This is a genomic window from Bradyrhizobium sp. USDA 4510, assembly GCF_054059095.1.
Window position 1 is genome coordinate 6127323 of record NZ_JBSSBT010000001.1, and the last position, 19106, is coordinate 6146428.

At 64.8% G+C, this 19106-nt stretch carries 16 protein-coding genes and 1 pseudogene; 5 read left to right on the forward strand and 12 right to left on the reverse strand.

Annotation, left to right across the window (positions count from 1 at the left end; all coding sequences use genetic code 11):
- Nucleotides 1-94 precede the first annotated feature (94 nt).
- Nucleotides 95-1744: an energy-dependent translational throttle protein EttA gene (ettA, locus tag ACVMDN_RS28560; protein WP_057019129.1), complete on the reverse strand. Its 1650-nt coding sequence runs from the start codon at nt 1742-1744 to the stop codon at nt 95-97.
- Nucleotides 1745-2017: 273 nt separating this feature from the next.
- Between ettA and ACVMDN_RS28565 the strand changes: the two genes are divergently transcribed.
- Nucleotides 2018-2263 carry a hypothetical protein gene (locus tag ACVMDN_RS28565; RefSeq protein WP_057019128.1) on the forward strand — a complete coding sequence of 82 codons (246 nt, stop codon included), beginning with the start codon at nt 2018-2020 and terminating at the stop codon, nt 2261-2263.
- Nucleotides 2264-2380: 117 nt separating this feature from the next.
- Nucleotides 2381-3343 (forward strand): D-2-hydroxyacid dehydrogenase family protein, encoded by a 963-nt coding sequence (locus ACVMDN_RS28570; RefSeq protein ID WP_141342585.1) that lies wholly within the window; start codon nt 2381-2383, stop codon nt 3341-3343.
- 18 nt (nt 3344-3361) lie between these two features.
- Here the strand turns inward: ACVMDN_RS28570 and ACVMDN_RS28575 are convergent, their stop codons facing one another.
- The 3 genes from ACVMDN_RS28575 to ACVMDN_RS28585 form a co-directional block, all read right to left on the reverse strand.
- Nucleotides 3362-3484: a hypothetical protein gene (locus ACVMDN_RS28575; protein ID WP_349629136.1), complete on the reverse strand. Its 123-nt coding sequence runs from the start codon at nt 3482-3484 to the stop codon at nt 3362-3364.
- The gene (locus tag ACVMDN_RS28580; RefSeq protein ID WP_349629137.1) at nt 3481-4104 is read right to left on the reverse strand and encodes a DUF4336 domain-containing protein; all 624 of its coding nucleotides are present in this window, start codon (nt 4102-4104) and stop codon (nt 3481-3483) included. The genes ACVMDN_RS28575 and ACVMDN_RS28580 overlap by 4 nt, the downstream gene beginning before the upstream one ends.
- 102 nt (nt 4105-4206) lie before the next feature.
- Nucleotides 4207-5451: a L,D-transpeptidase family protein gene (locus tag ACVMDN_RS28585; protein WP_076830343.1), complete on the reverse strand. Its 1245-nt coding sequence runs from the start codon at nt 5449-5451 to the stop codon at nt 4207-4209.
- Between the two features lie 329 nt (nt 5452-5780).
- On the opposite strand from ACVMDN_RS28585, the gene ACVMDN_RS28590 reads away from it, so the two are divergent.
- The gene (locus tag ACVMDN_RS28590; protein ID WP_141342586.1) at nt 5781-6626 is read left to right on the forward strand and encodes a hypothetical protein; all 846 of its coding nucleotides are present in this window, start codon (nt 5781-5783) and stop codon (nt 6624-6626) included.
- A gap of 17 nt (nt 6627-6643) precedes the next feature.
- Here ACVMDN_RS28590 and sseA read toward each other — a convergent pair whose 3' ends face one another.
- The 3 genes from sseA to ACVMDN_RS28605 all read right to left on the reverse strand — a co-directional run bounded on the left by sseA (nt 6644) and on the right by ACVMDN_RS28605 (nt 9322).
- Complete coding sequence (gene sseA, locus ACVMDN_RS28595; RefSeq protein ID WP_141342587.1) at nt 6644-7501, reverse strand: 3-mercaptopyruvate sulfurtransferase; 858 nt, start codon at nt 7499-7501, stop codon at nt 6644-6646.
- A 99-nt stretch (nt 7502-7600) separates the two neighbouring features.
- Nucleotides 7601-8014: a rhodanese-like domain-containing protein gene (locus ACVMDN_RS28600; protein ID WP_016847778.1), complete on the reverse strand. Its 414-nt coding sequence runs from the start codon at nt 8012-8014 to the stop codon at nt 7601-7603.
- A gap of 132 nt (nt 8015-8146) precedes the next feature.
- A complete protein-coding gene (locus ACVMDN_RS28605) occupies nt 8147-9322 on the reverse strand; it encodes a vWA domain-containing protein (RefSeq protein ID WP_016847779.1) in 1176 nt (391 codons plus the stop codon).
- Nucleotides 9323-9687: 365 nt separating this feature from the next.
- Between ACVMDN_RS28605 and ACVMDN_RS28610 the strand changes: the two genes are divergently transcribed.
- Together ACVMDN_RS28610 and ACVMDN_RS28615 are read left to right on the forward strand one after the other, a co-directional pair.
- Nucleotides 9688-10530 (forward strand): AAA family ATPase, encoded by an 843-nt coding sequence (locus ACVMDN_RS28610; protein WP_016847781.1) that lies wholly within the window; start codon nt 9688-9690, stop codon nt 10528-10530.
- 90 nt (nt 10531-10620) lie between these two features.
- Nucleotides 10621-12123, forward strand: a complete 1503-nt coding sequence (locus ACVMDN_RS28615; protein WP_057019124.1) for a flavin-containing monooxygenase — start codon at nt 10621-10623, stop codon at nt 12121-12123.
- 171 nt (nt 12124-12294) lie between these two features.
- On the opposite strand, the pseudogene ACVMDN_RS28620 reads toward ACVMDN_RS28615, so the two are convergent.
- The 5 genes and pseudogenes from ACVMDN_RS28620 to ACVMDN_RS28640 all read right to left on the reverse strand — a co-directional run bounded on the left by ACVMDN_RS28620 (nt 12295) and on the right by ACVMDN_RS28640 (nt 19070).
- Nucleotides 12295-13939: pseudogene (locus ACVMDN_RS28620) on the reverse strand (GMC family oxidoreductase).
- A gap of 28 nt (nt 13940-13967) precedes the next feature.
- A complete protein-coding gene (locus ACVMDN_RS28625) occupies nt 13968-14561 on the reverse strand; it encodes a GNAT family N-acetyltransferase (RefSeq protein WP_456834808.1) in 594 nt (197 codons plus the stop codon).
- Between the two features lie 146 nt (nt 14562-14707).
- Nucleotides 14708-15634 carry an SMP-30/gluconolactonase/LRE family protein gene (locus tag ACVMDN_RS28630; protein WP_057019121.1) on the reverse strand — a complete coding sequence of 309 codons (927 nt, stop codon included), beginning with the start codon at nt 15632-15634 and terminating at the stop codon, nt 14708-14710.
- A 446-nt stretch (nt 15635-16080) separates the two neighbouring features.
- Nucleotides 16081-16968, reverse strand: coding sequence for a 4-(cytidine 5'-diphospho)-2-C-methyl-D-erythritol kinase (locus tag ACVMDN_RS28635; protein WP_057019120.1), 888 nt, complete (start codon nt 16966-16968; stop codon nt 16081-16083).
- A gap of 317 nt (nt 16969-17285) precedes the next feature.
- Entirely contained in the window at nt 17286-19070 is a 1785-nt protein-coding gene (locus ACVMDN_RS28640) for a tetratricopeptide repeat protein (RefSeq protein WP_076830325.1), read from the reverse strand.
- Nucleotides 19071-19106 lie beyond the last annotated feature (36 nt).

A 19106-nucleotide genomic window follows, 5' to 3' on the forward strand; every position in this document is an offset into this window, starting at 1 on the left:
AACTGGCCGCACATTGCGCCGCGATGCCGTCACGATCCTGCCAACGAAGAACGGTCGAGCGCGGCGAGATGCCGCGTTCGACCGTTCATACTGGTCAGCGCGTCAGCTTCTTGTACTTCACGCGATGCGGAATGATGCTGTCCTGGCCGAGCCGGCGCATTTTGTCCTTTTCGTAATCCTGGAAGTTGCCCTCGAACCATTCGACATGGCTGTCGCCCTCGAAGGCCAGGATGTGGGTCGCGATGCGGTCGAGGAACCAGCGGTCATGGCTGATGATGACGGCGCAACCGGCGAAATCCTCGAGCGCCTCTTCCAGCGCGCGCAGCGTGTCGACGTCGAGGTCGTTGGTCGGTTCGTCGAGCAGCAGCACGTTGGCGCCCGACTTCAGCATCTTGGCGAGATGCACGCGATTGCGCTCACCGCCTGACAACGCGCCGACCTTCTTCTGTTGGTCAGCGCCCTTGAAGTTGAACGCCGAGCAGTAGCCGCGCGAATTGACTTCCTTCTTTCCGAGCAGGATCAGCTCGTTGCCCCCGGAGATCTCCTCCCACACCGTCTTGTTGCCCTCGAGCGCGTCGCGCGACTGGTCGACATAGCCGAGATGCACGGTCTCGCCGACCGTGATGGTGCCCTTGTCCGGCGTCTCCTGCTCGGTGATCATCTTGAACAGCGTGGTCTTGCCGGCGCCGTTGGCACCGATCACGCCGACGATGCCGCCGGGCGGCAGCTTGAAGGTGAGATCGTCGATCAGCAGGCGATCGCCAAATCCCTTGCTGAGACCTTCGAAGTCGACGACGTTGGCGCCGAGCCGCTCGGCGACCGGAATGATGATCTGCGCGGTCTGGGTCTGCTTCTCGCTCGCCTTCTTGAGCAGATCCTCATAGCGCTGGTAGCGGGCCTTCGACTTGGCCTGGCGCGCCTTCGGCGAGGACGCCACCCATTCCTGCTCGCGGGCCAGCGTCTTCTGATGCGCGGCATCCTCGCGGCCTTCCTGCTCGAGTCGCTTCTGCTTCTGCACCAGCCAGGACGAGTAATTGCCCTCGTACGGGATGCCGCGGCCGCGGTCGAGCTCGAGGATCCAGCCCGTGACGTTGTCGAGGAAGTAGCGGTCGTGGGTCACGATCAGGATCGCGCCGGGATAGTTGCGCAGATGACCTTCCAGCCACGACACCGATTCGGCGTCGAGATGGTTGGTCGGCTCGTCCAGCAGCAGCAATTCCGGCTGGTCGAGCAGCAGGCGGCACAGCGCCACGCGGCGGCGTTCACCGCCGGACAGTTTTGTGACATCGGCATCGTCGGGCGGGCAGCGCAGCGCGTCCATCGCCTGGTCGACCTTGCTGTCGAGATCCCACAGGCCCTGGGCCTCGATCTCGTCCTGCAGCTTGGTCATCTCGTCGGCGGTCTCGTCCGAATAGTTGACCGCAAGCTCGTTGTAGCGGTCGAGGATCGCCTTCTGCTTGGCGACGCCCTGCATGACGTTCTCACGAACGTTGAGTGCCGGATCGAGGTGCGGCTCCTGCTCGAGATAGCCGACGCGGGCGCCCTCGGCGACCCAGGCCTCGCCGTTATACTCCTTGTCGAGGCCGGCCATGATCTTGAGCAGCGTCGACTTGCCCGAGCCGTTGACGCCGAGCACGCCGATCTTGGCGTCCGGGTAGAAGCTCAGATGGATGTTATCGAGCACCTTGCGGGTCGGGTACGCCTTGGTCAGACCCTGCATGAAATAGATGAACTGGCGAGCCATCCGCTGTCCCTGGAATTGATCCGATTTGTGGAAATTTTGCTGCCGCCGATGTAACGGCCGGCCCCCGAAAGCGCAACCGCGGGACCTCTGTTTTCCGTCCGTTCACCACGTTTCGCGGCTTCACCACGGATGATTACGGGTTCGACGTCATGTGTGCGCCGAATCACGACAATTGAAACCATCTTTTAATAAATCAGGCCAAAACTCGTTCTCAACGTCGAAAAACGGCGATTTTCGCGGCAGAACCGCGGCCAAAACAGTTGAGGCCACGTCATGGCTACCATCATTTCAGCACCCCTTCCGCGCCCGACGACCAAAGGCGAGGCGACGCTGTTCGCCGAATTCCGCGCCTTTTGGCGCGCCTTCGTCGCCAAGGCTTTCAATCCCTACCGGCCGGAACTGCACTATATGCGCGGCCCGGGTCCGGCCTGCCGTGCCAAGCAGATGGCGCTGTCGCCGGCGGTCCGCTCGATGCTCGCCGATATCCGCGCCACGAAGAAGCCGTCGCCGCGCGTGTGACAATCGCCGCTTTTTGAAACCGCGGCCGCTTGCGCGCCTGCCGATTGCGCGCGACCATGACGGGTATCCCGACGGTTGATCTCCCGCCGTCGTCCTCACCCTGAATGGACCTCCCCGATGACGCGGCTCCGCTGTGCAATCCTCGACGACTATTTTGACATCGCGCTTTCGGTGGCCGACTGGCCGAAGGTCAAGGACCGGGTCGACGTCACCGTGTTCGACAAGCCGTTCGCGAGCGAGGCGGAAGCGGCGACGAAGCTGAAGGATTTCGAGATCATCTGCGCGATGCGCGAGCGCACCCCGTTCCCGAAGAGCCTGCTCGACGCGCTGCCCAGGCTGCAGTTCCTGATCACGTCAGGCATGCGCAACGCGGCGATCGACATGGAGGCCGCCAAGAACCGCAAGGTGGTGTTGTGCGGCACCCAATATAGCCGCGATCCCACCGCGCCGCTGACCATGGGCCTGATCCTGGAACTGACGCGCGGCATCGGCCGCGAGAATGCGCGCATGCACGCCGGCGAGGCCTGGCAGACCTTTGCCGGTACCGAGATCGAGGGCAAGACGCTCGGCATCATCGGCCTCGGCAAGCTCGGCAGCAAGGTCGCCGGCATGGCCAAAGTGTTCGGCATGAACGTCATCGCCTGGAGTCCCAATCTGACGCCGGAGAAGTGCAAGGAGGCCGGCGTCGGCTATGCCAGCAAGGACGAGCTGTTCGCGACATCAGACATCATCACCATCCATGTCGTGCTGAGCCCGCGCTCGCGCGGACTGGTCGGCGCCGCCGATCTCGCCCGCATGAAGCCGTCGGCCTATCTCGTCAACACCGCGCGCGGGCCGATCGTCGATGAGGACGCCCTGTTCGCGGCGCTGCGCGACAAGACGATCGCCGGCGCCGGCATCGACGTGTTCTCGGTCGAGCCGCTGCCGTCGGATCACCCGCTGCGCAAGCTCGACAACGTCGTGATCACGCCGCATCTCGGCTACGCGACGCGCGAGAGCCTGCAGGCGCATTATCAGCAGATGGTCCAGTGCATCGATGCTTTCACCAAGGGCAACGAGCCGCCGCGGCGCCTGGCCTGACAGCGGCATTCACTGCGGCTAGCCGAGCCAGCGGAACGCGCGTTCGAGCTCGGCGCGGCCGTCCCGGTCGTACCAGCGCCCGTGGGCGAGAATGATCCGTTCCGGATCCCATTCGATCATGCGGGCGACGGCGGCCTTCATCGCGTCCCTGTCCTGCAGGAAGGTCGAGCGCAGATCGGTTGGCGTGCTGCCGTCGGGATCGCGCACCCGCCGAGCCAGATCAGGAACCGCATCAACGGCGAGCGGACTCGTCCGGCCTCAAAATTCTCGATCAGGTCCGTCAGCAGCAATGTCCGCGACGGCAGATGGAAGAACACGACCTCCGTCATGTAGCTGCCTGCCACCAACAGCGTCGCGATCCACTCATCCCAGGGATAGCCGGATGATCGTTCCATTGGCTCGCCTTCGAAGGTCAGCCGATTGTCCGCCTGTTGCTTGATCCCGGGCGCAAGGAAGATGCGCGCGTCGGGATAGGCAGCATTCCATTGCGGAATCCACCAGTAATGCAGACGGTTCGGACCGATGATCCAGCGCGGTACGCCCAGCTCAACGATTGCGGCCTTGAGCTCGGCCAGCAATGGTGTCGGCGAGTGAATGAACAGCCGCCCACCCGGCAGACGAACGATCGTCGCGCGCATTGGAAACGGCATCTTGAACCAGCGCGGACCGAACCGGATGATCGGACCATCGATCATCCATACGTCATCGGCGACAGGCTTTGGCGCATTCAGCGGCGGATAGGTCTCGCAGACGTCCTGCATCGCATTGCTTCCCAAGCTGCAACGTCGAAATGCGCGGCTTGTTGCAACAAAAAAAGGCGCGCTGTTCGCGCGCCTTTTTCAATGATGAACTTGCCGGTTGGCCTAGCGCACCGTCACCGGTGCGGGCAGCGGCTGCACCGTGGTCGGCTGCGTGCCGGGCAGCGGCGCGGCCGCCTGAGCCTGGGCCGCAGAGGGAGCCATCGGGTTCGCGGGCGCGGCAGAAGCCGTCGCCGTTCCCGGCGGCGGACCACCGGGCAGCACAACCACGCGGGTGCCGACCTTGGCACGCTCGAACAGGTCGGAGACGTCCTCGTTCAGCATGCCGATGCAGCCCGACGAGACGAACTTGCCGATGGTCGACGGCTGGTTGGTGCCGTGAATACGGTACACGGTCGAGCCGAGATACATCGCGCGGGCGCCGAGCGGGTTGCCGGGTCCGCCGGCCATGAAGCGCGGCAGATAGGGCTGACGCTCGATCATCTCGGTCGGCGGATGCCAATCCGGCCACTCGGCCTTACGGGTGATCTTCTGCACGCCGGTCCAGGTGAAGCCGTCGCGGCCGACACGGACGCCGTAACGGATCGCCCGGCCGTTGCCCAGGATGTAATAGAGGTAGGTGTTCGACGTATCGACAACGATCGTGCCTGCCGGCTCCTTGGTCGCGAACGACACTTCCTGGCGACGCAGATTCGGCGGCAGTTGCGCCGGGGCGTCTTCTGGCTGCTCGTCCGGCGGCAGCGCCGCGATCTGCACCGGCTTGCCGTTGGCATCGACCGGCGCCTGCTGCTGCGGCACGGCTCCGGTAACGCCCTCGGGCGGACGCATGCCGCCGCGGTCGTCGCCGTAGGAAACACCGGCGGCCGGAACGCCATTGTCGCGATTGGCTTGTTGCGCACCCGGACGATCGCCGTAGATCACCGGCGGCGGCCCCATCGGACGGCCATAGCGGGGATCATCGGGCGACATCACCGGCCCAGTCGGCGCGCCACGGTCGGAATAGACCGGAGGAGCATTCATCGGGCGGCCATAGCGCGGATCGTCCGGCGACATCACTGGGCCGGTCGGCGCGCCACGATCGGAATAGGCGGGCGCATTCGCCGGACGGCCATAGCGCGGGTCGTTCGGCGACAGCACCGGGCCGGGCGGCGGCAATGCAGCCGAATCCTGCCCGTCATCGTCATTGAGTGCGTCGAAATCCGGCATGCTGCCCTGGGGGTAGGGCTGGGGCGCCGTCGAATAGGCGGTGCCTTGGGGCGCCGGATAACCCTGCTGCGCATGCGCAAGCGAGGTTCCTGCCACGCCGAGAGCCGCGGCAGCGCAAATCGTCAGAATGCGGTTGATCATCATTGCTCTGTTATAGTCCCCAAGCCACACCGGACTGTTAACGGCCCAATGCAGGAAGATAGCGGCGCATTCAAGACAAATCCGCGAAACCCGGGCTATTCCGGGCCTTTTGTGATTTCGCGTCAACGCTGCGGCAAAGATGTCTCACGGGTCGGGAATGTTTGTCCACGTGGCCAAAGTCATCAATCACCCGCATTTTGTAACAAACAGTCCCGGGACGTTGCGATATCTTCGAATCGGCCTGATTCGCGCTCGCGACGCCGGCTTTCTTGTGTGGTCACCGCGTTCCCTCGACATCGAAGACCCTCCCGCAGAAGGGGGAACCCGCGCCCATGCTCCCCGGCCTTCGTTTTCTGTTCGCCGCGATCGTGCTGGCGACTTCGCTTCTGGTGTTCGGGTTAGGGGCAGCCGCGCTGTTTCGCGCGGCGCATGAAGAGTTCGCCAGCATTCCGGCCCGCCGGGCGCCGCCGCCCGAGCCGCAATTCGCGCAGCAGCCCGAGACCCCGCCGGTGCTTGCCATGGTGCGGGTCGATCCGCCCGCCGCCGACAAGGTGACGACCGATACGCCGGCAGCCCCGTCCGAGCCGGCCGCGTCCGAACAACCGGCCGCTCCCGCTGAGATCGCCGCCCCTGCAGCCGAGCCGGAGAAGGTCGCCGCCGTGACGGCGGATGATCCGGTCCCACCCGCTCCGCCGAAGCCGGAGGCCCAAGCCACGGAGACCCCGGCGCCGGCCCAATCCGCCGACACTGCGGCTCAGACTCCGACCGCAGATCCCTCGGCGGCATCGGAGCCGACGCCCGCTGCCGCCGAAGCCGCACCGGCAGCTACGGAGGCCAAGGTCGCCGCCGTCGCCGATCCGCCTGCCCCCAGCGAGCCCGCGCTTCCGCCGCCGGCACCCGCAATGGCAGCGCCGGAGCCCGCCCCGCCGCCATCACCCGAGGCGATCGCGGCCGCGACCAAGATCGCAACGCTGGGTGGGCCCGAAGTTGTTGTCGAAGTGCCGGTAGCGCCGAAGGCCGCTGAGGCGAAGAAGCCGGAGCGCAGCGCGGTCAGCAAGCCGGCACATCGCAAGGAGCGGCGGCGGATTGTCCGCGCGCCGCCGGTTCGGCAGGTCGTTCAGCAGCAGCAGCTCGATCCGTTCGGCCAGCCGACCCTGGTGCCGCTCACCCGGCGCTAGCAAGCAGGAACGACCTGTCAGGCCGGTCCCGTCGCGATCGGCGGGCCGCTCGCCTGCCCCCATTCCGACCACGAGCCGTCATAGAGCGCGCTCTCGGTGACGCCGAGCCGGTAGAGCGCAAGCGTCAGCACGCCGGCCGAGACGCCGGAGCCGCAGCTCGTGACGATGGGCGCATCGAGCTTCACGCCGGCGCCCGCGAACGACTTGCGCAGGTCATCGAGCGGCTTCATCTCGCCGGTCGCGGCATCGAACAATTGGTTGTAGGGCACGTTGCGGGCGCCTGGGATGTGGCCGGCGCGGATGCCCGGACGCGGCTCCGGCGCGCGGCCTTCGAAGCGGTCGGCGGCGCGCGCATCGATCACCTGCTCGGCACGGCTTTCGACATTGGCGATCATCTGCTCGATGCTGCGCACGCGCTGCGGATCGTAGCTCGCCTTGAAGGTCGCAGGCTTCGGCTTCACCTCGCCGCTCTCGACCGCCCTGCCCTCGGCGCGCCACTTCTTCAGGCCGCCGTTGAGAATGCGCACGTTGCGATGGCCATAGGACAGGAACATCCACCAGGCGCGCGGCGCCGCGACCCAGCCGCCGGAATCGTAGATCACCACGGTGTCGGCATTGCCGATGCCAAGCACGCCGATGTCGCGGCCGAACTGCTCGGCGCTCGGAAACATGTGCGGCAGCGGATTGGCATGGTCGGACACCGCGTCGACATCGAAGAACACAGCACCCGGCAGATGCGCGGCGAGATAATCGTCCTTCGGCAATGGCAGCACGCCGGGCAGCTTGAAGGTCGCGTCGAGCACCTTGACGTTGGCATCGCCGAGATGCGCAGCCAGCCATTCGGTCGAAACGAGCGGATCGTCGGTCATCGTCATCTTGCGTGTTTCTCCATCGTCATTGCCGGACTTGATCCGGCAATCCATCTTGCCTTGAAGCGATGGACACGCGGGTCAAGCCCGCGTGTGACATCCTGCCTAGCCCTTTTTCTTCGGCTCCCACGCCTCGATCGGCCCGCCGGCCTCGCGCCAGGCGGCAAAGCCGCCGCCCATATGCGCGACCGGCTTCAGGCCCATGTCCTTTGCGGTCTTGGCGGCGAGCGCCGAGCGCAGGCCGCCGGCGCAGTGGAAGATGAACTTCTTGTCTTCCTGGAAGATCGGCTTGGCATAGGGGCTGTTCGGATCGATCCAGAACTCCAGCATGCCGCGGGTGCAGGAGAACGCGCCGGGGATCTTGCCGTCGCGCTCGATCTCGCGGGGATCGCGGATGTCGACGATGACGACGTCGTTCTTGCCGATCAGCGTGATCGCGTCGGCCGCGCTGATGGTCTCGATCTCGGCATTGGCCTCGTCGATCATCACCTTGATGCCGCGGTGGATGTTCTGGGGCATGGGGCTCTCCCTGGCTTTTCTTGATCGTCATTCTGGGGCGATGCGGCAGCATCGAACCCGGAATGACGATCGAATTTCATCAACTCGAGATTCCGGATCGATCCCATGGACCGTCCGGAATGACGGGATTGGTTACCGCACCAACTCCCGCATCGCGTTCTCCAGACCTTCGATCGTGATCGGATACATGCGTTCGGAGAACAGGCGGCGGATGATGGTGGTCGATTCCGAATAGTCCCAGTGCTTCTGCGCCACCGGATTGAGCCACACCGCGTGCGGATAGGTGCGGATGATGCGATCGAGCCAGACCGAGCCGGCCTCTTCATTGACATGCTCGACCGAGCCGCCGGGAACCATGATCTCGTAAGGCGACATCGAGGCGTCGCCCACGAACACCACCTTGTAGTCGTGCGGATATTTGTGCAGCACGTCCCAGGTCGGCGTGCGATCGGTGAAGCGCCGCTTGTTCTGCTTCCAGACGCCTTCATAGAGGCAGTTGTGGAAGTAGAAATACTCCATGTGCTTGAATTCGCTCTTGGCGGCCGAGAACAGTTCCTCGACCTGCTCGATATGCGAATCCATCGAGCCGCCGATATCGAAGAACACCAGCACCTTGACCGCGTTGCGCCGCTCGGGGCGCATGTGCACGTCGAGATAGCCGTGGTTGGCGGTCTCCTTGATCGTGGTGTCGAGGTCGAGCTCATCTGGCGCGCCGGTACGCGCGAACTTGCGCAGCCGCCGCAGCGCCACCTTGATGTTGCGGATGCCGAGCTCGACATTACCGTCGAGATCCTTGAACTCGCGCTTGTCCCATACCTTCACGGCGCGGTTGTTGCGGTTCTTCTCCTGCCCAATGCGGACGCCCTCGGGATTATAGCCATGGGCGCCGAACGGCGAGGTGCCGGCGGTGCCGATCCACTTGCTGCCGCCCTGGTGGCGGCCCTTCTGTTCCTCGAGCCGCTTCTTCAGGGTCTCCATGAGCTTGTCCCAGCCCATGGCCTCGATCTGCTTCTTCTCTTCCTCGGTGAGATATTTCTCGGCGAGCTTCTTCAGCCACTCCTCGGGGATCTCCGCCTTGCCCATGGCGTCGAGCAGGCTCTCGAGCCCCTTGAACACGGTGCCGAACACGCGGTCGAACTTGTCGAGATTGCGCTCGTCCTTCACCAGCGCGGCGCGCGACAAATAGTAGAAGTTCTCGACCGTCTGCTCGGCGAGATCGGCGTCAAGCGCTTCCATCAAGGTCAGATATTCCCGTAGCGTCACGGGGACCTGGGCGTCGCGCAGCGATGTGAAAAACTGCAGGAACATACCCACCTAGATCGCCCGCTGGGCCGGTGGCGTCAAGGGCCCCCGGCCGTGCTTCATCCCGAGATCAGCCATCCACTTTCACCGGGTTACCTCCGCCGCCGTCGGTCCGTGGCGGCGCCCGCGCCATCGCGGCAAGGTCGCGCCACGCCGGCGATCATTCCGCAGAGCGGAAAGATGATGCATGACATTCCATGCGGAAGCCCACATCGGTACCGCTGCGCTGCGGAATCCGCGCTAGACCGCCCGGCTTTTTCAATTAGAATTGTACCGGACAAGATATCGGAGAGGACATGCGACCGCTGCGAGAGCGGTCGTTTCGTGTGGGGGCCCGGGCCGCCGACGAACGAAGCAAGGCAAACAGATAGATGAAATTCACGGGTACCAAGGACTACGTCGCCACCGATGACCTCAAGGTCGCTGTCAATGCCGCCATCGTGCTCGAGCGCCCGCTGCTGGTGAAGGGCGAGCCCGGCACCGGCAAGACCGTACTGGCCGAGGAAGTCGCCAAGGCGATCGACGCGCCGCTTTTGACCTGGCACATCAAGTCGACCACCAAGGCGCAGCAGGGCCTCTACGAATACGATGCCGTCTCGCGACTGCGCGACAGCCAGCTCGGCGACGCCCGCGTGTCCGACATCAAGAACTACATCAAGCGCGGCAAGCTGTGGGAGGCCTTCACCAACGAGAAGCGCCCGGTGCTGCTGATCGACGAGATCGACAAGGCCGACATCGAATTCCCCAACGATCTGCTGCTCGAACTCGACCGCATGGAATTCCACGTCTACGAGACCGGCGAGACCATCAAGGCGAAGCTGCGCCCGATCGTGATGATCACGTCGAACAACGAGAAGGAACTGCCGGACGCCTTCCTGCGCCGCTGCTTCTTCCACTACATCAAGTTCCCCGACAACGAGACGATGGGCAAGATCGTCGACGTGCATTTCCCCGGTATCAAGAAGCGCCTGGTGGAAGAGGCGCTGCGGATCTTCTTCGAAGTCCGCGAGGTGCCGGGCCTGAAGAAGAAGCCCTCGACCTCGGAACTGCTCGACTGGCTCAAGCTGCTGTTGAACGAGGACATCACCCCCGAGATGCTGCGCGAGCGCGATCCGCGCAAGCTGATCCCGCCGCTGCATGGCGCGCTGCTCAAGAACGAGCAGGACGTGCACCTGTTCGAGCGGCTGGCTTTCCTCAGCCGCCGCGAAGTCTAGTTCCGATATCGGCAAACGCCGGGGCGATGGCTCCGGCGTTTTGCTTCTGCAGCTCAACAAACAAGCCAACAAGCAAGAAGACCAGGGAAGATGAACGTCCAAACCCAGATCCGGGCCGCCGAGCCCGTCACGACAGAGCACTTCGACGTCCTGATCGCAGGCGCCGGCATCTCCGGCGTCGGCGCCGCCTACCACCTCACCACGCAATGCCCCGGCACCAGCTTCGTGGTGCTGGAGACGCAGAAGACTTTTGGCGGTACCTGGTCCACCCACCGCTATCCCGGCATCCGCTCCGACAGCGACCTGCACACCTTCGGCTATCGCTTCAAGCCGTGGACCAGCGCGCCGATCGCGACCGCGGCCGAGATCCTGAAGTACATGGGCGAGGTGATCGAGGAGAACGACATCGCCCGTCACATCCGCTATCGCCACACCATCACCGCGGCGAAGTGGTCGAACGAAACCAATCTCTGGACCATCGATGCGACGCGCATCGACACCGGCGAGCGGCTGCGCTTCACCACCAACTTCTTCTGGATGTGCCAGGGTTATTATCGCCACGACGCGGGCTATACGCCCGAATGGACCGACATGGCGAAGTTCAAGGGCACCGTCGTGCATCCGCAGACCTGGCCCGACGACCTCGACTACAAGGGCAAGCGCGTGGTCGTGATCGGCTCCGGCGCCACCGCCGCGACCCTGATCCCGGCGATGGCCAAGGATGCCGGCCATGTCACCATGCTGCAGCGTTCGCCGACCTATTTCCGCACCGGCCGCAACGCCATCGAGATCGCCGAGGAGCTGCGCAGGCTGCAGGTCGACGAGCACTGGATCCACGAGATCACCCGCCGCAAGATACTGTTCGAGCAGGACGCCTTCACCAGGCGGACCTTCGCCGAGCCCGAGGGCGCCAAGAAGGACCTGCTGGCGGCGGTCGAAGCCGTCCTCGGCAAGGACTACGACATTGCCACCCACTTCACGCCGAGCTACCGGCCGTGGCGGCAGCGCATCGCCTTCGTGCCGGATGCCGACCTGTTCCACGCCATCAAGGGCGGCAAGGCGTCGGTCGTCACCGACGAGATCGACCGCTTCACCGAGACGGGCATCCTGCTCAAGTCCGGCAAGCAGCTCGAGGCCGACATCATTATCACCGCGACCGGCTTCCACCTCTCCGCCAACGGCGGCATCGACTTCGAGATCGACGGCAAGCCGCTCGACTTCGCCGATACCGTGACCTATCGCGGCATGATGTTCACCGGCGTGCCGAACCTCGTCTGGGTGTTCGGCTATTTCCGCGCCAGCTGGACCTTGCGCGTCGATCTGGTCGGCGACTTCGTCTGCCGCCTGCTGCAGCACATGAAGGCGACCGGCGCGAACAAGGTGACGCCGGAACTGCGCCCCGAAGACCACAACATGCCGCTGCTGCCGTGGATCGATCCGGAGAACTTCAACCCCGGCTACATGATGCGCGGCATGCACCTCTTGCCGAAGCGCGGCGACAAGCCGGAGTGGCAGCACAACCAGGATTACTGGGCCGAGAAGGACGAATTCCCGGCGATCGACCTCAAGGACAAGGCGTTCGTCTACGGCTGAGCTCCTGATATTAGTCCCGTCATCCTGAGGAGCGCGTAGCGCGTCTCGAAGGATGCACGGCCCCACTCGGGCCGTCGTGCTTCGAGACGGCCGCTTCGCGGCCTCCTCAGCATGACGGTGTTAGACACAGCGCGCTGATCAAAAAGCAACATCGCGTACGCCTCTATTCCGTCACGCATACTCCGGCAGCTTCGCAGCCGCCTCGGGTGCCTTGCCGCGGATCATGTCGGAGGCCTTGTCGGCGATCATCAAGGTCGAGGCGTTGAGATTGGCTGAGATCATCCGCGGCATGATCGAGGCGTCGATCACGCGCAGGCCCTCCATGCCATGGACCCGAAGCTGGTCGTCGACCACCGCCCACGGCGCGTCCGCCGGTCCCATCCGGCAGGTGCAGCCGGGATGGAAGGTGGTGGTGCCGCGCTCGGTCGCGGCCGCGAGCAGTTCGTCGTCGCTCGTGGACCTTCGGGCCCGGAAAGTCCTCATAGGCGTAATACGGACTGAGCGGCTCGGAGGCGAGCAGCCGGCGCGCCAGCTTCATGCCGGCGACGACGACGCGGCGGTCGATCTCCTCGGCGAGGTAGTTGGTCTGGATGATCGGCGGCGCGAACGGATCGGCGGAGCGGATCCGGACATAGCCGCGGCTCTCCGGCCGCTGCTGCCATGACGCCACCGTCATGCCGGGCTCGTCCTCGAGCTGGCCCTGCACGCCTTCCTTGTAGCTCGCCGGCGTGAAGGTGAGCTGCAGATCGGAGCTCTCGGTGGTCTCGCCGGAATGCCAGAAACAGTAGACCATGGTAGGCGACAGCGACAGCAGGCCGCGCCGCGTCGTCGCCCATTTGATCGCCTCGCCCCACAGGCTGAAGCCGCGGCGAAGCTCGTTGATGGTCCTGATGTTCTTGACCCGCGCCACCGAGCGCGGCGCGTAATGATCCTGCAAACCTTCGCCGACGCCCGGCAGCGCGTGGCGCACCTCGATGCCGTGCGCCTGCAACAGCTCAGGCGCGCCGACGCCGGAGAGCTGCAACAGCTGCGGCGAGTTGTAGGCGCCGCCGGAGAGGATGACCTCCTTGGTGACGCGGATCTCCAGGGGATCGCCGTGCTTGCCGCCGCGGTTGTAGCGCACGCCGACCGCGCGCTTGCCCTCGAAGATGATGCCGGTGACATGCGCATGCGTGCGCACATCGACATTGGGCCGCCGCCGCGCCGGATGCAGGAACGCGGTCGCGGCGCTGACCCGGCGGCCGTTTCGGATGGTGCGCTGGCAGTACGACACGCCTTCCTGTATCTGGCCGTTGTAATCAGGATTGCGCGGAATGCCGAGGCTGACCGCGCCTGCCATGAAGGCCTCGCAGAGTGGATCCTGCCAGTCCATGGTGGTGACGGTGAGGTTGCCGTCGCGGCCGCGATAGGTGTCGTCGCCCTCGCCGATCCGCCTCTCCATGCGCCGGAAATAGGGCAGCACGTCAGGATAGCCCCAGCCGCGATTGCCGAGCTGCGCCCAGGTGTCGAAATCCTGGCGCTGGCCGCGATTATAAATGTGGCCGTTGATCGAGGACGAGCCGCCGAGCGTCTTGCCGCGCGGCGCATAGATGCTGCGCCCGCCGGTGTAGGGACCCACCTCCTGCTGATAGGCCCAGTTCACGCTCTTCATATGGAAGGTCTTGATGAAGCCGGCCGGCAGATGGATGTAGGGATGCCAGTCGCTCGGCCCCGCCTCGAGCACGCACACCTTGGTGCCTGCGTCTTCACTCAAGCGGTTGGTCAGCACGCTCCCGGCGGAGCCTGCGCCGATGATCACATAATCGAACGTTTCCATCGTCTCGTTTCTGGCGCCGACTATCGTGTCAGCGCGGCTTTTCGTTGAGTTGATAGGTCAGATGCGCCTTCACCGTCGGCCATTCGCTGGCGATGATGCTGTAAACCACGGTGTCGCGCAACGTGCCGTTGGGCGCGATCTGATGGCTGCGCAGAATGCCGTCCTGCTTCGCACCCAGCCGCTCGATGCCACGCCGGCTCTGGTGATTGAAGAAATGCGTGCGGAACTCGACCGCGATGCAATCAAGCTTCTCGAAGGCATGGATCAGCAGTAGCAGTTTGCACTGCGTATTGACCGCGCTGCGCTGCACACGCTTGGCGTACCAGGTCGAGCCGATCTCAACGCGACGGTTCGACGTGTCGACGTTCATGTAGGTCGTCATGCCGGAAATGTTGCCGTCGGCGTCGAACACCGTGAACGGCAGCATCGATCCGGCCTTTTGCAGGCCGAGCCGGCGGTCGATCTCCTTGGCCATGTTCTCCGGCTGCGGGATCGCGGTGTACCAGAGCTTTGACAGCTCGCCGTCCTTCACCGCCTCGACCAGCCCGTCGCGATGATCGTGGGACAACGGCTCCAGCCGCGCATGCGCGCCGCGAAGGGTGACCGGTTCAAGCCAGGGCATTCGAGATCTCTCCATCTTTGTCATTCCGGGGCGATGCGCAGCATCGAACCTCAGATGCGCAATTGCGCATCGGGGAATCTCGAGATTCCGGGTCTGGCGCTTCGCACCATCCCGGAATGACGATTGCGCTTCGCGAACCGCAATCGTCATCTATTCAGAAAATTCAGCGGCAATCCCGGCCGCGGCCAGTCCATCGCGATCAGCTCGCCCTTGCCCGACAGCGTGATGTAGGCGGTCTTCAGCTCGGGGCCGCCGAAGGCGATGTTGGTGGTGACGCGGTCGCCGGTCGGCACCTGCTCGACCACGGTGCCGTCGGGCGCGATCACCGAGATGCAGCCCGACACCAGCGTCGCGACGCAGACATTGCCCGATGCCTCGACCGCGAGCGAGTCGAACATCTGGTAGCCGCCGAGGCCGGCGATCGGCTTGCCGCGCTCGCCGCGATAGATCACGTCGCGCGGCTTGACGGTGCCGGGCTCGGAAACTTCATACGCCCACAGCCGCGCGGTCGGCGTCTCCGCGATGTAGACGGTCTTCTCGTCCGGCGACAGGCCGATGCCGTTGGCTGGCAGGATGCCGTGCACGGCCTCGACGATCTCGTTCATGCCGGGCTTCAGATAATAGAACGCGCCGACATCCATGTCGCGGGCGCGGCGCTTGCCGAGGTCGGAGAACCACAGGCCACCCTGCCTGTCGAACACCAGGTCATTCGGCCCGCGCAGCGCGTGCTCGCCGCATTTCGTCACCACGGTCTCGACCTTGCCGGATTGCAGATCGACGCGCTGGATCGAGCCGCCGAGATAATCCTCGGGCTGCGGCCCCGGCATGATCATGTTGCGGGTCGGAATCCAGGAGAAGCCGCCATTGTTGCAGATGTACATCTTGCCGTCGGGACCGAGCGCCGCGCCGTTCGGGCCGCCCGGCACCTTGGCGACGATCTCCTTGCGCCCGTCGGGATAGACCCGCGTCAGCCGCTGGCCGCGGATTTCGACCAGCACGACCGAACCGTCGGGCATGACGACGGGACCTTCGGGAAACTCCAGATCGGTGGCGAGAACTCGGATATTGGCCATGGCATCCTCCCGGCTCTTTGGCTGCAGGCGGATTCCGAACGGCCCCGCACGCGCAACGTTGTTGTTTCATCCTGTTATGGCAAACGGGGTTTGGCTTGCCAAGCAATGGCCCCGCAAGGCTGCCCGGCGTTGGGGCGGGATGGGCGCGCCGCAAATGCCCCTGTCGTCCCTGCCTAGTGCGCAATTGCGCACTAGGCAGGGACGACACCGAATAGGTGGCACGGTCAGTGAGTCAAATTTCCGCGTTCTCGCGACACTGTCCGAGCTTCGCGATTCGGATGAAGCGAAATATTTTCGCGCGCGAGGATTGACAGGTTTTGCTGAGTTGCCCGTCGGGTTGTTTTGTCGCACCCCTCTCCGTCGTCATTCCCCAGTGCGCAATTGCGCGCCTGAGGGCGCGCCTCCTGGCGCGAGCCTCGGAATGACGGAGAGAGAATGGGCGCGCACTAGCTCAGCGTGCCCGCATGCACCCACCAGCCGGGGTGACCGGCGCGGAGTTGTTCGCCGGCCGCCTCGGCGTCGGCGTCGGTTCCGAACACTGCAAAGCAGGTCGCGCCCGAGCCCGACATGCGCACCAGACGAACGCCCCGGGTCTCACGCAGCGCGGACAGCACGTCACTGATGACGGGCTGGATGCGCGCCGCGGGGGCTTCGAGATCGTTGGTGCCGCGCTCCAGCGCCGCGATCCAATCGTCGATCGCGCGCCCGGCTTCCGGCCATGACGGCGCCTGCATCACGACGTCGGTGGCGCCGATCAGGAGCTCGCCATTGCGCAGGCCGAGCGCATTGAAGACGTCCCTGGTCGCAACCGGCACGCGCGGATTGACCAGCACGCACGGCATTTTCGGCAGGTCGAGCGGCAGCAGGCCTTCGCCGACGCCGGTCATGTCGCAGGCCCGCGAGGCGACGCACACCGGCACGTCGGCGCCGGTCTGCAGCGCGACCTCCATGATCCGGCTATCGTCGAGCGAGAGCTCATTGAGCCGCGCCAACAGCCGCAGCGCCGCCGCGGCATCCGCCGAGCCGCCGCCGATGCCGGCCGCAACCGGCAGCACCTTCTCCAGCGTGAAGTGGCCGACCTCGAGGTCCGCGACGCGCTCGCCGAGCAGCCGCGCGGCCTTCAGCACCAGATTGTCAGAGGTGTCGCCGCAGGCATCGGCCAGCGGCCCCGCCATCGAAAGCGACAGCTCGGGTCCCGGCTCGAGCATCAGGCGATCGGCGCAATCGGCAAATGCGACGACGCTCTCCAAGTCGTGAAACCCGTCGACGCGCCGCCCGACAACCTTCAGCGTCAGGTTGACCTTGGCACGCCCTTCTTCAATCAGCGCCGGCACGGCGATAAACCCCTAAAAAACAAACATCGTGATGCGATTAGCGTAAATCGCCGTACGATCCTATCCCTTTGTTTGGATGGAAATTCCGCCATGACTCGTCATGCCCGGGCATAGCCGTCTGAAGGACGGCGTCGCTTCCGCTCGCCTATGACCCGGGCATCTATCAACCAAGAACGAATTTCTCGAAGGGATGGATGGCCGGGTCAAGCCCGGCCATGACGGGCAAACGTCAATGCCCGGGACATCTTGCGCGAAGACGCGCTTCGCGCGCCCGGGCATCACGGTATTTTATGAAGATGCAGCGCGACGACCGCCGCTCAGCCACCCTTGCCGTCGTCGTCCTTCTTCTTCTCGGCAGCGGCGGCGTTGGAGGTGTCGTCCGGCAGGCCGTTGTCGATCTTGGCCTGGATCTTCGGCAGCTCTTCCGGCTCGGGCTTGAGGTCGCGGGCATGCGCCCACTGGAACTTGGCTTCCAGGGTGCGGCCGACGCGCCAGTAGGCGTCGCCGAGATGGTCGTTGATGGTCGGATCTTCCGGCTTCAGATCGATCGCGCGCTCGAGGTTCTTGACCGCCTCCTCGTAATTGCCGATCCGGTAATAGGCCCAACCGAGCGAGTCCACGATGTAGCCGTCGTCAGGGCGCTGATCGACGGCGCGCTTGATCATCTTCATGCCTTCGTCGAGGTTGATGCCCTGGTCGATCCAGGAATAGCCGAGATAGTTCAGCACATGCGGCTGCTCGGGCTGCAGCTCGAGCGCCTTGCGCATGTCGGCCTCGGCCTTGTTCCACTGCTTGGAGCGCTCCTCGCAGATGCCGCGATAGTAATAGGTGACCCAGGCGTTCTTGTCGCCGCCGGCCGGCAGCGCGTCGATCGCCTGCGAATAGGTGGTGGCGCAGTCGGCGAACTTCTTGCGGCCGCGCTCGATATTGCCGAGCGCCAGGATCGCCTCGATGTCCTTCGGCTGATCCGATGTGACTTCCTTGAGGATCTTGATCGCCTCGTCGCTGCGGTCGGCGGCATCGAGATTGGTCGCGAGCTGGATCTGCGCGTTGCGCTTCAGCGGCGAGGACGCCGGCATCCGCTCATAGACCTTGATCGCCATCTGCGGCTTCTTCACCGATTCATAGAGATCGGCGAGCGACAGCAGCGCCAGCGGATGGTTGGGCTGCAGATAGAGCGCGAGCTGCAGATAGACCAGCGCGAGGTCCTCGCCGCCGCGGCGGGTCAGCGTCGCGCCGATGCCGTAGAGCGCCTCGGCCGCGCCGGCCTGCGGCGACTCGACCAGCGGCGGCAGCTTCTTGCCGGCCTTGGTCTCCTTGATGCCTTCCAGCACCAGCGGGTGACGCGGCAGCTTCTTGTCGAAGGCCTCGTACATCGCGGTCGCGGCGGCCGCGTCCTTGTTGCGCGAGGTCCAGCGCGCATATTCGTCGACCGTGCGCAGCATCGAATCGTCGAGCTTGTAGACGCGCTCGAAGCGGGCGCCGGCATCCTTCTCCTTGCCGGACAGCTCATAGATCATGCCGGCATGCAGGTCCTTGAAGATCGGGTACCACTCGGGGCCGGTCAGCTTGTCGATCGAGGCGACCGCGGCCTTGCTGTCGCCGGCGCCATAGGCGGCCCAGGCCGACAGCAGCGTCGCGACGAGATCGGTGATCGGGCCGCGCACCGACTGGTTGATGTTGGACTGCGCGGCGGCATATTTCTTCAGCTTGAGATCGCGCACGCCGACGACGAGGCGCGCGACGCGGTTGGCCTTGTCCTGGGTGAGGATGCGGTCGGCGAGCTTGACCGCCTCCTCGATGTCGCCGTCGGCGAGCGAGGAGATGAAGGCGCGGTCGAGCAGCTCGGAATTCTTCGGGTCGGTGCGCAGCGCCGAGCGGTAGAACGTCGCGGCCGAGGTCGCATCGCGCTCGACGCTGGCGTGGCGGGCGGCGAGATAGCTGCCGGCGGTGGTCAGCGACTTCAGGTCGTTCTTGGACGGGAATTGCGCGGCATTGTCGGTCGGATGGTCCGGCGTTTGCGCTGCAAGCTGCGCAGGCACGGCAAGCGCCGCGGCAGCGAGAACGGCAATCGTCAGGCGGTGGAATCGGGTGGACAGCATCACGGTCGCCTTGCTCCAGGGATTTACGCCAAGATG

What these genes read in the sequence shown, in the direction of transcription:
- ACVMDN_RS28640 (WP_076830325.1), bottom strand. Translation starts at nt 19,070, where the DNA reads ATGCTGTCCACCCGATTCCACCGCCTGACGATTGCCGTTCTCGCTGCC.
- ACVMDN_RS28615 (WP_057019124.1), top strand. Translation starts at nt 10,621, where the DNA reads ATGAACGTCCAAACCCAGATCCGGGCCGCCGAGCCCGTCACGACAGAG.
- ACVMDN_RS28630 (WP_057019121.1), bottom strand. Translation starts at nt 15,634, where the DNA reads ATGGCCAATATCCGAGTTCTCGCCACCGATCTGGAGTTTCCCGAAGGT.
- ACVMDN_RS28590 (WP_141342586.1), top strand. Translation starts at nt 5,781, where the DNA reads ATGCTCCCCGGCCTTCGTTTTCTGTTCGCCGCGATCGTGCTGGCGACT.
- ettA (WP_057019129.1), bottom strand. Translation starts at nt 1,744, where the DNA reads ATGGCTCGCCAGTTCATCTATTTCATGCAGGGTCTGACCAAGGCGTAC.
- ACVMDN_RS28600 (WP_016847778.1), bottom strand. Translation starts at nt 8,014, where the DNA reads ATGCCCCAGAACATCCACCGCGGCATCAAGGTGATGATCGACGAGGCC.
- sseA (WP_141342587.1), bottom strand. Translation starts at nt 7,501, where the DNA reads ATGACGATGACCGACGATCCGCTCGTTTCGACCGAATGGCTGGCTGCG.
- ACVMDN_RS28610 (WP_016847781.1), top strand. Translation starts at nt 9,688, where the DNA reads ATGAAATTCACGGGTACCAAGGACTACGTCGCCACCGATGACCTCAAG.
- ACVMDN_RS28570 (WP_141342585.1), top strand. Translation starts at nt 2,381, where the DNA reads ATGACGCGGCTCCGCTGTGCAATCCTCGACGACTATTTTGACATCGCG.
- ACVMDN_RS28585 (WP_076830343.1), bottom strand. Translation starts at nt 5,451, where the DNA reads ATGATGATCAACCGCATTCTGACGATTTGCGCTGCCGCGGCTCTCGGC.
- ACVMDN_RS28605 (WP_016847779.1), bottom strand. Translation starts at nt 9,322, where the DNA reads ATGTTCCTGCAGTTTTTCACATCGCTGCGCGACGCCCAGGTCCCCGTG.
- ACVMDN_RS28580 (WP_349629137.1), bottom strand. Translation starts at nt 4,104, where the DNA reads ATGCAGGACGTCTGCGAGACCTATCCGCCGCTGAATGCGCCAAAGCCT.
- ACVMDN_RS28575 (WP_349629136.1), bottom strand. Translation starts at nt 3,484, where the DNA reads ATGAAGGCCGCCGTCGCCCGCATGATCGAATGGGATCCGGAACGGATC.
- ACVMDN_RS28625 (WP_456834808.1), bottom strand. Translation starts at nt 14,561, where the DNA reads ATGCCCTGGCTTGAACCGGTCACCCTTCGCGGCGCGCATGCGCGGCTG.
- ACVMDN_RS28565 (WP_057019128.1), top strand. Translation starts at nt 2,018, where the DNA reads ATGGCTACCATCATTTCAGCACCCCTTCCGCGCCCGACGACCAAAGGC.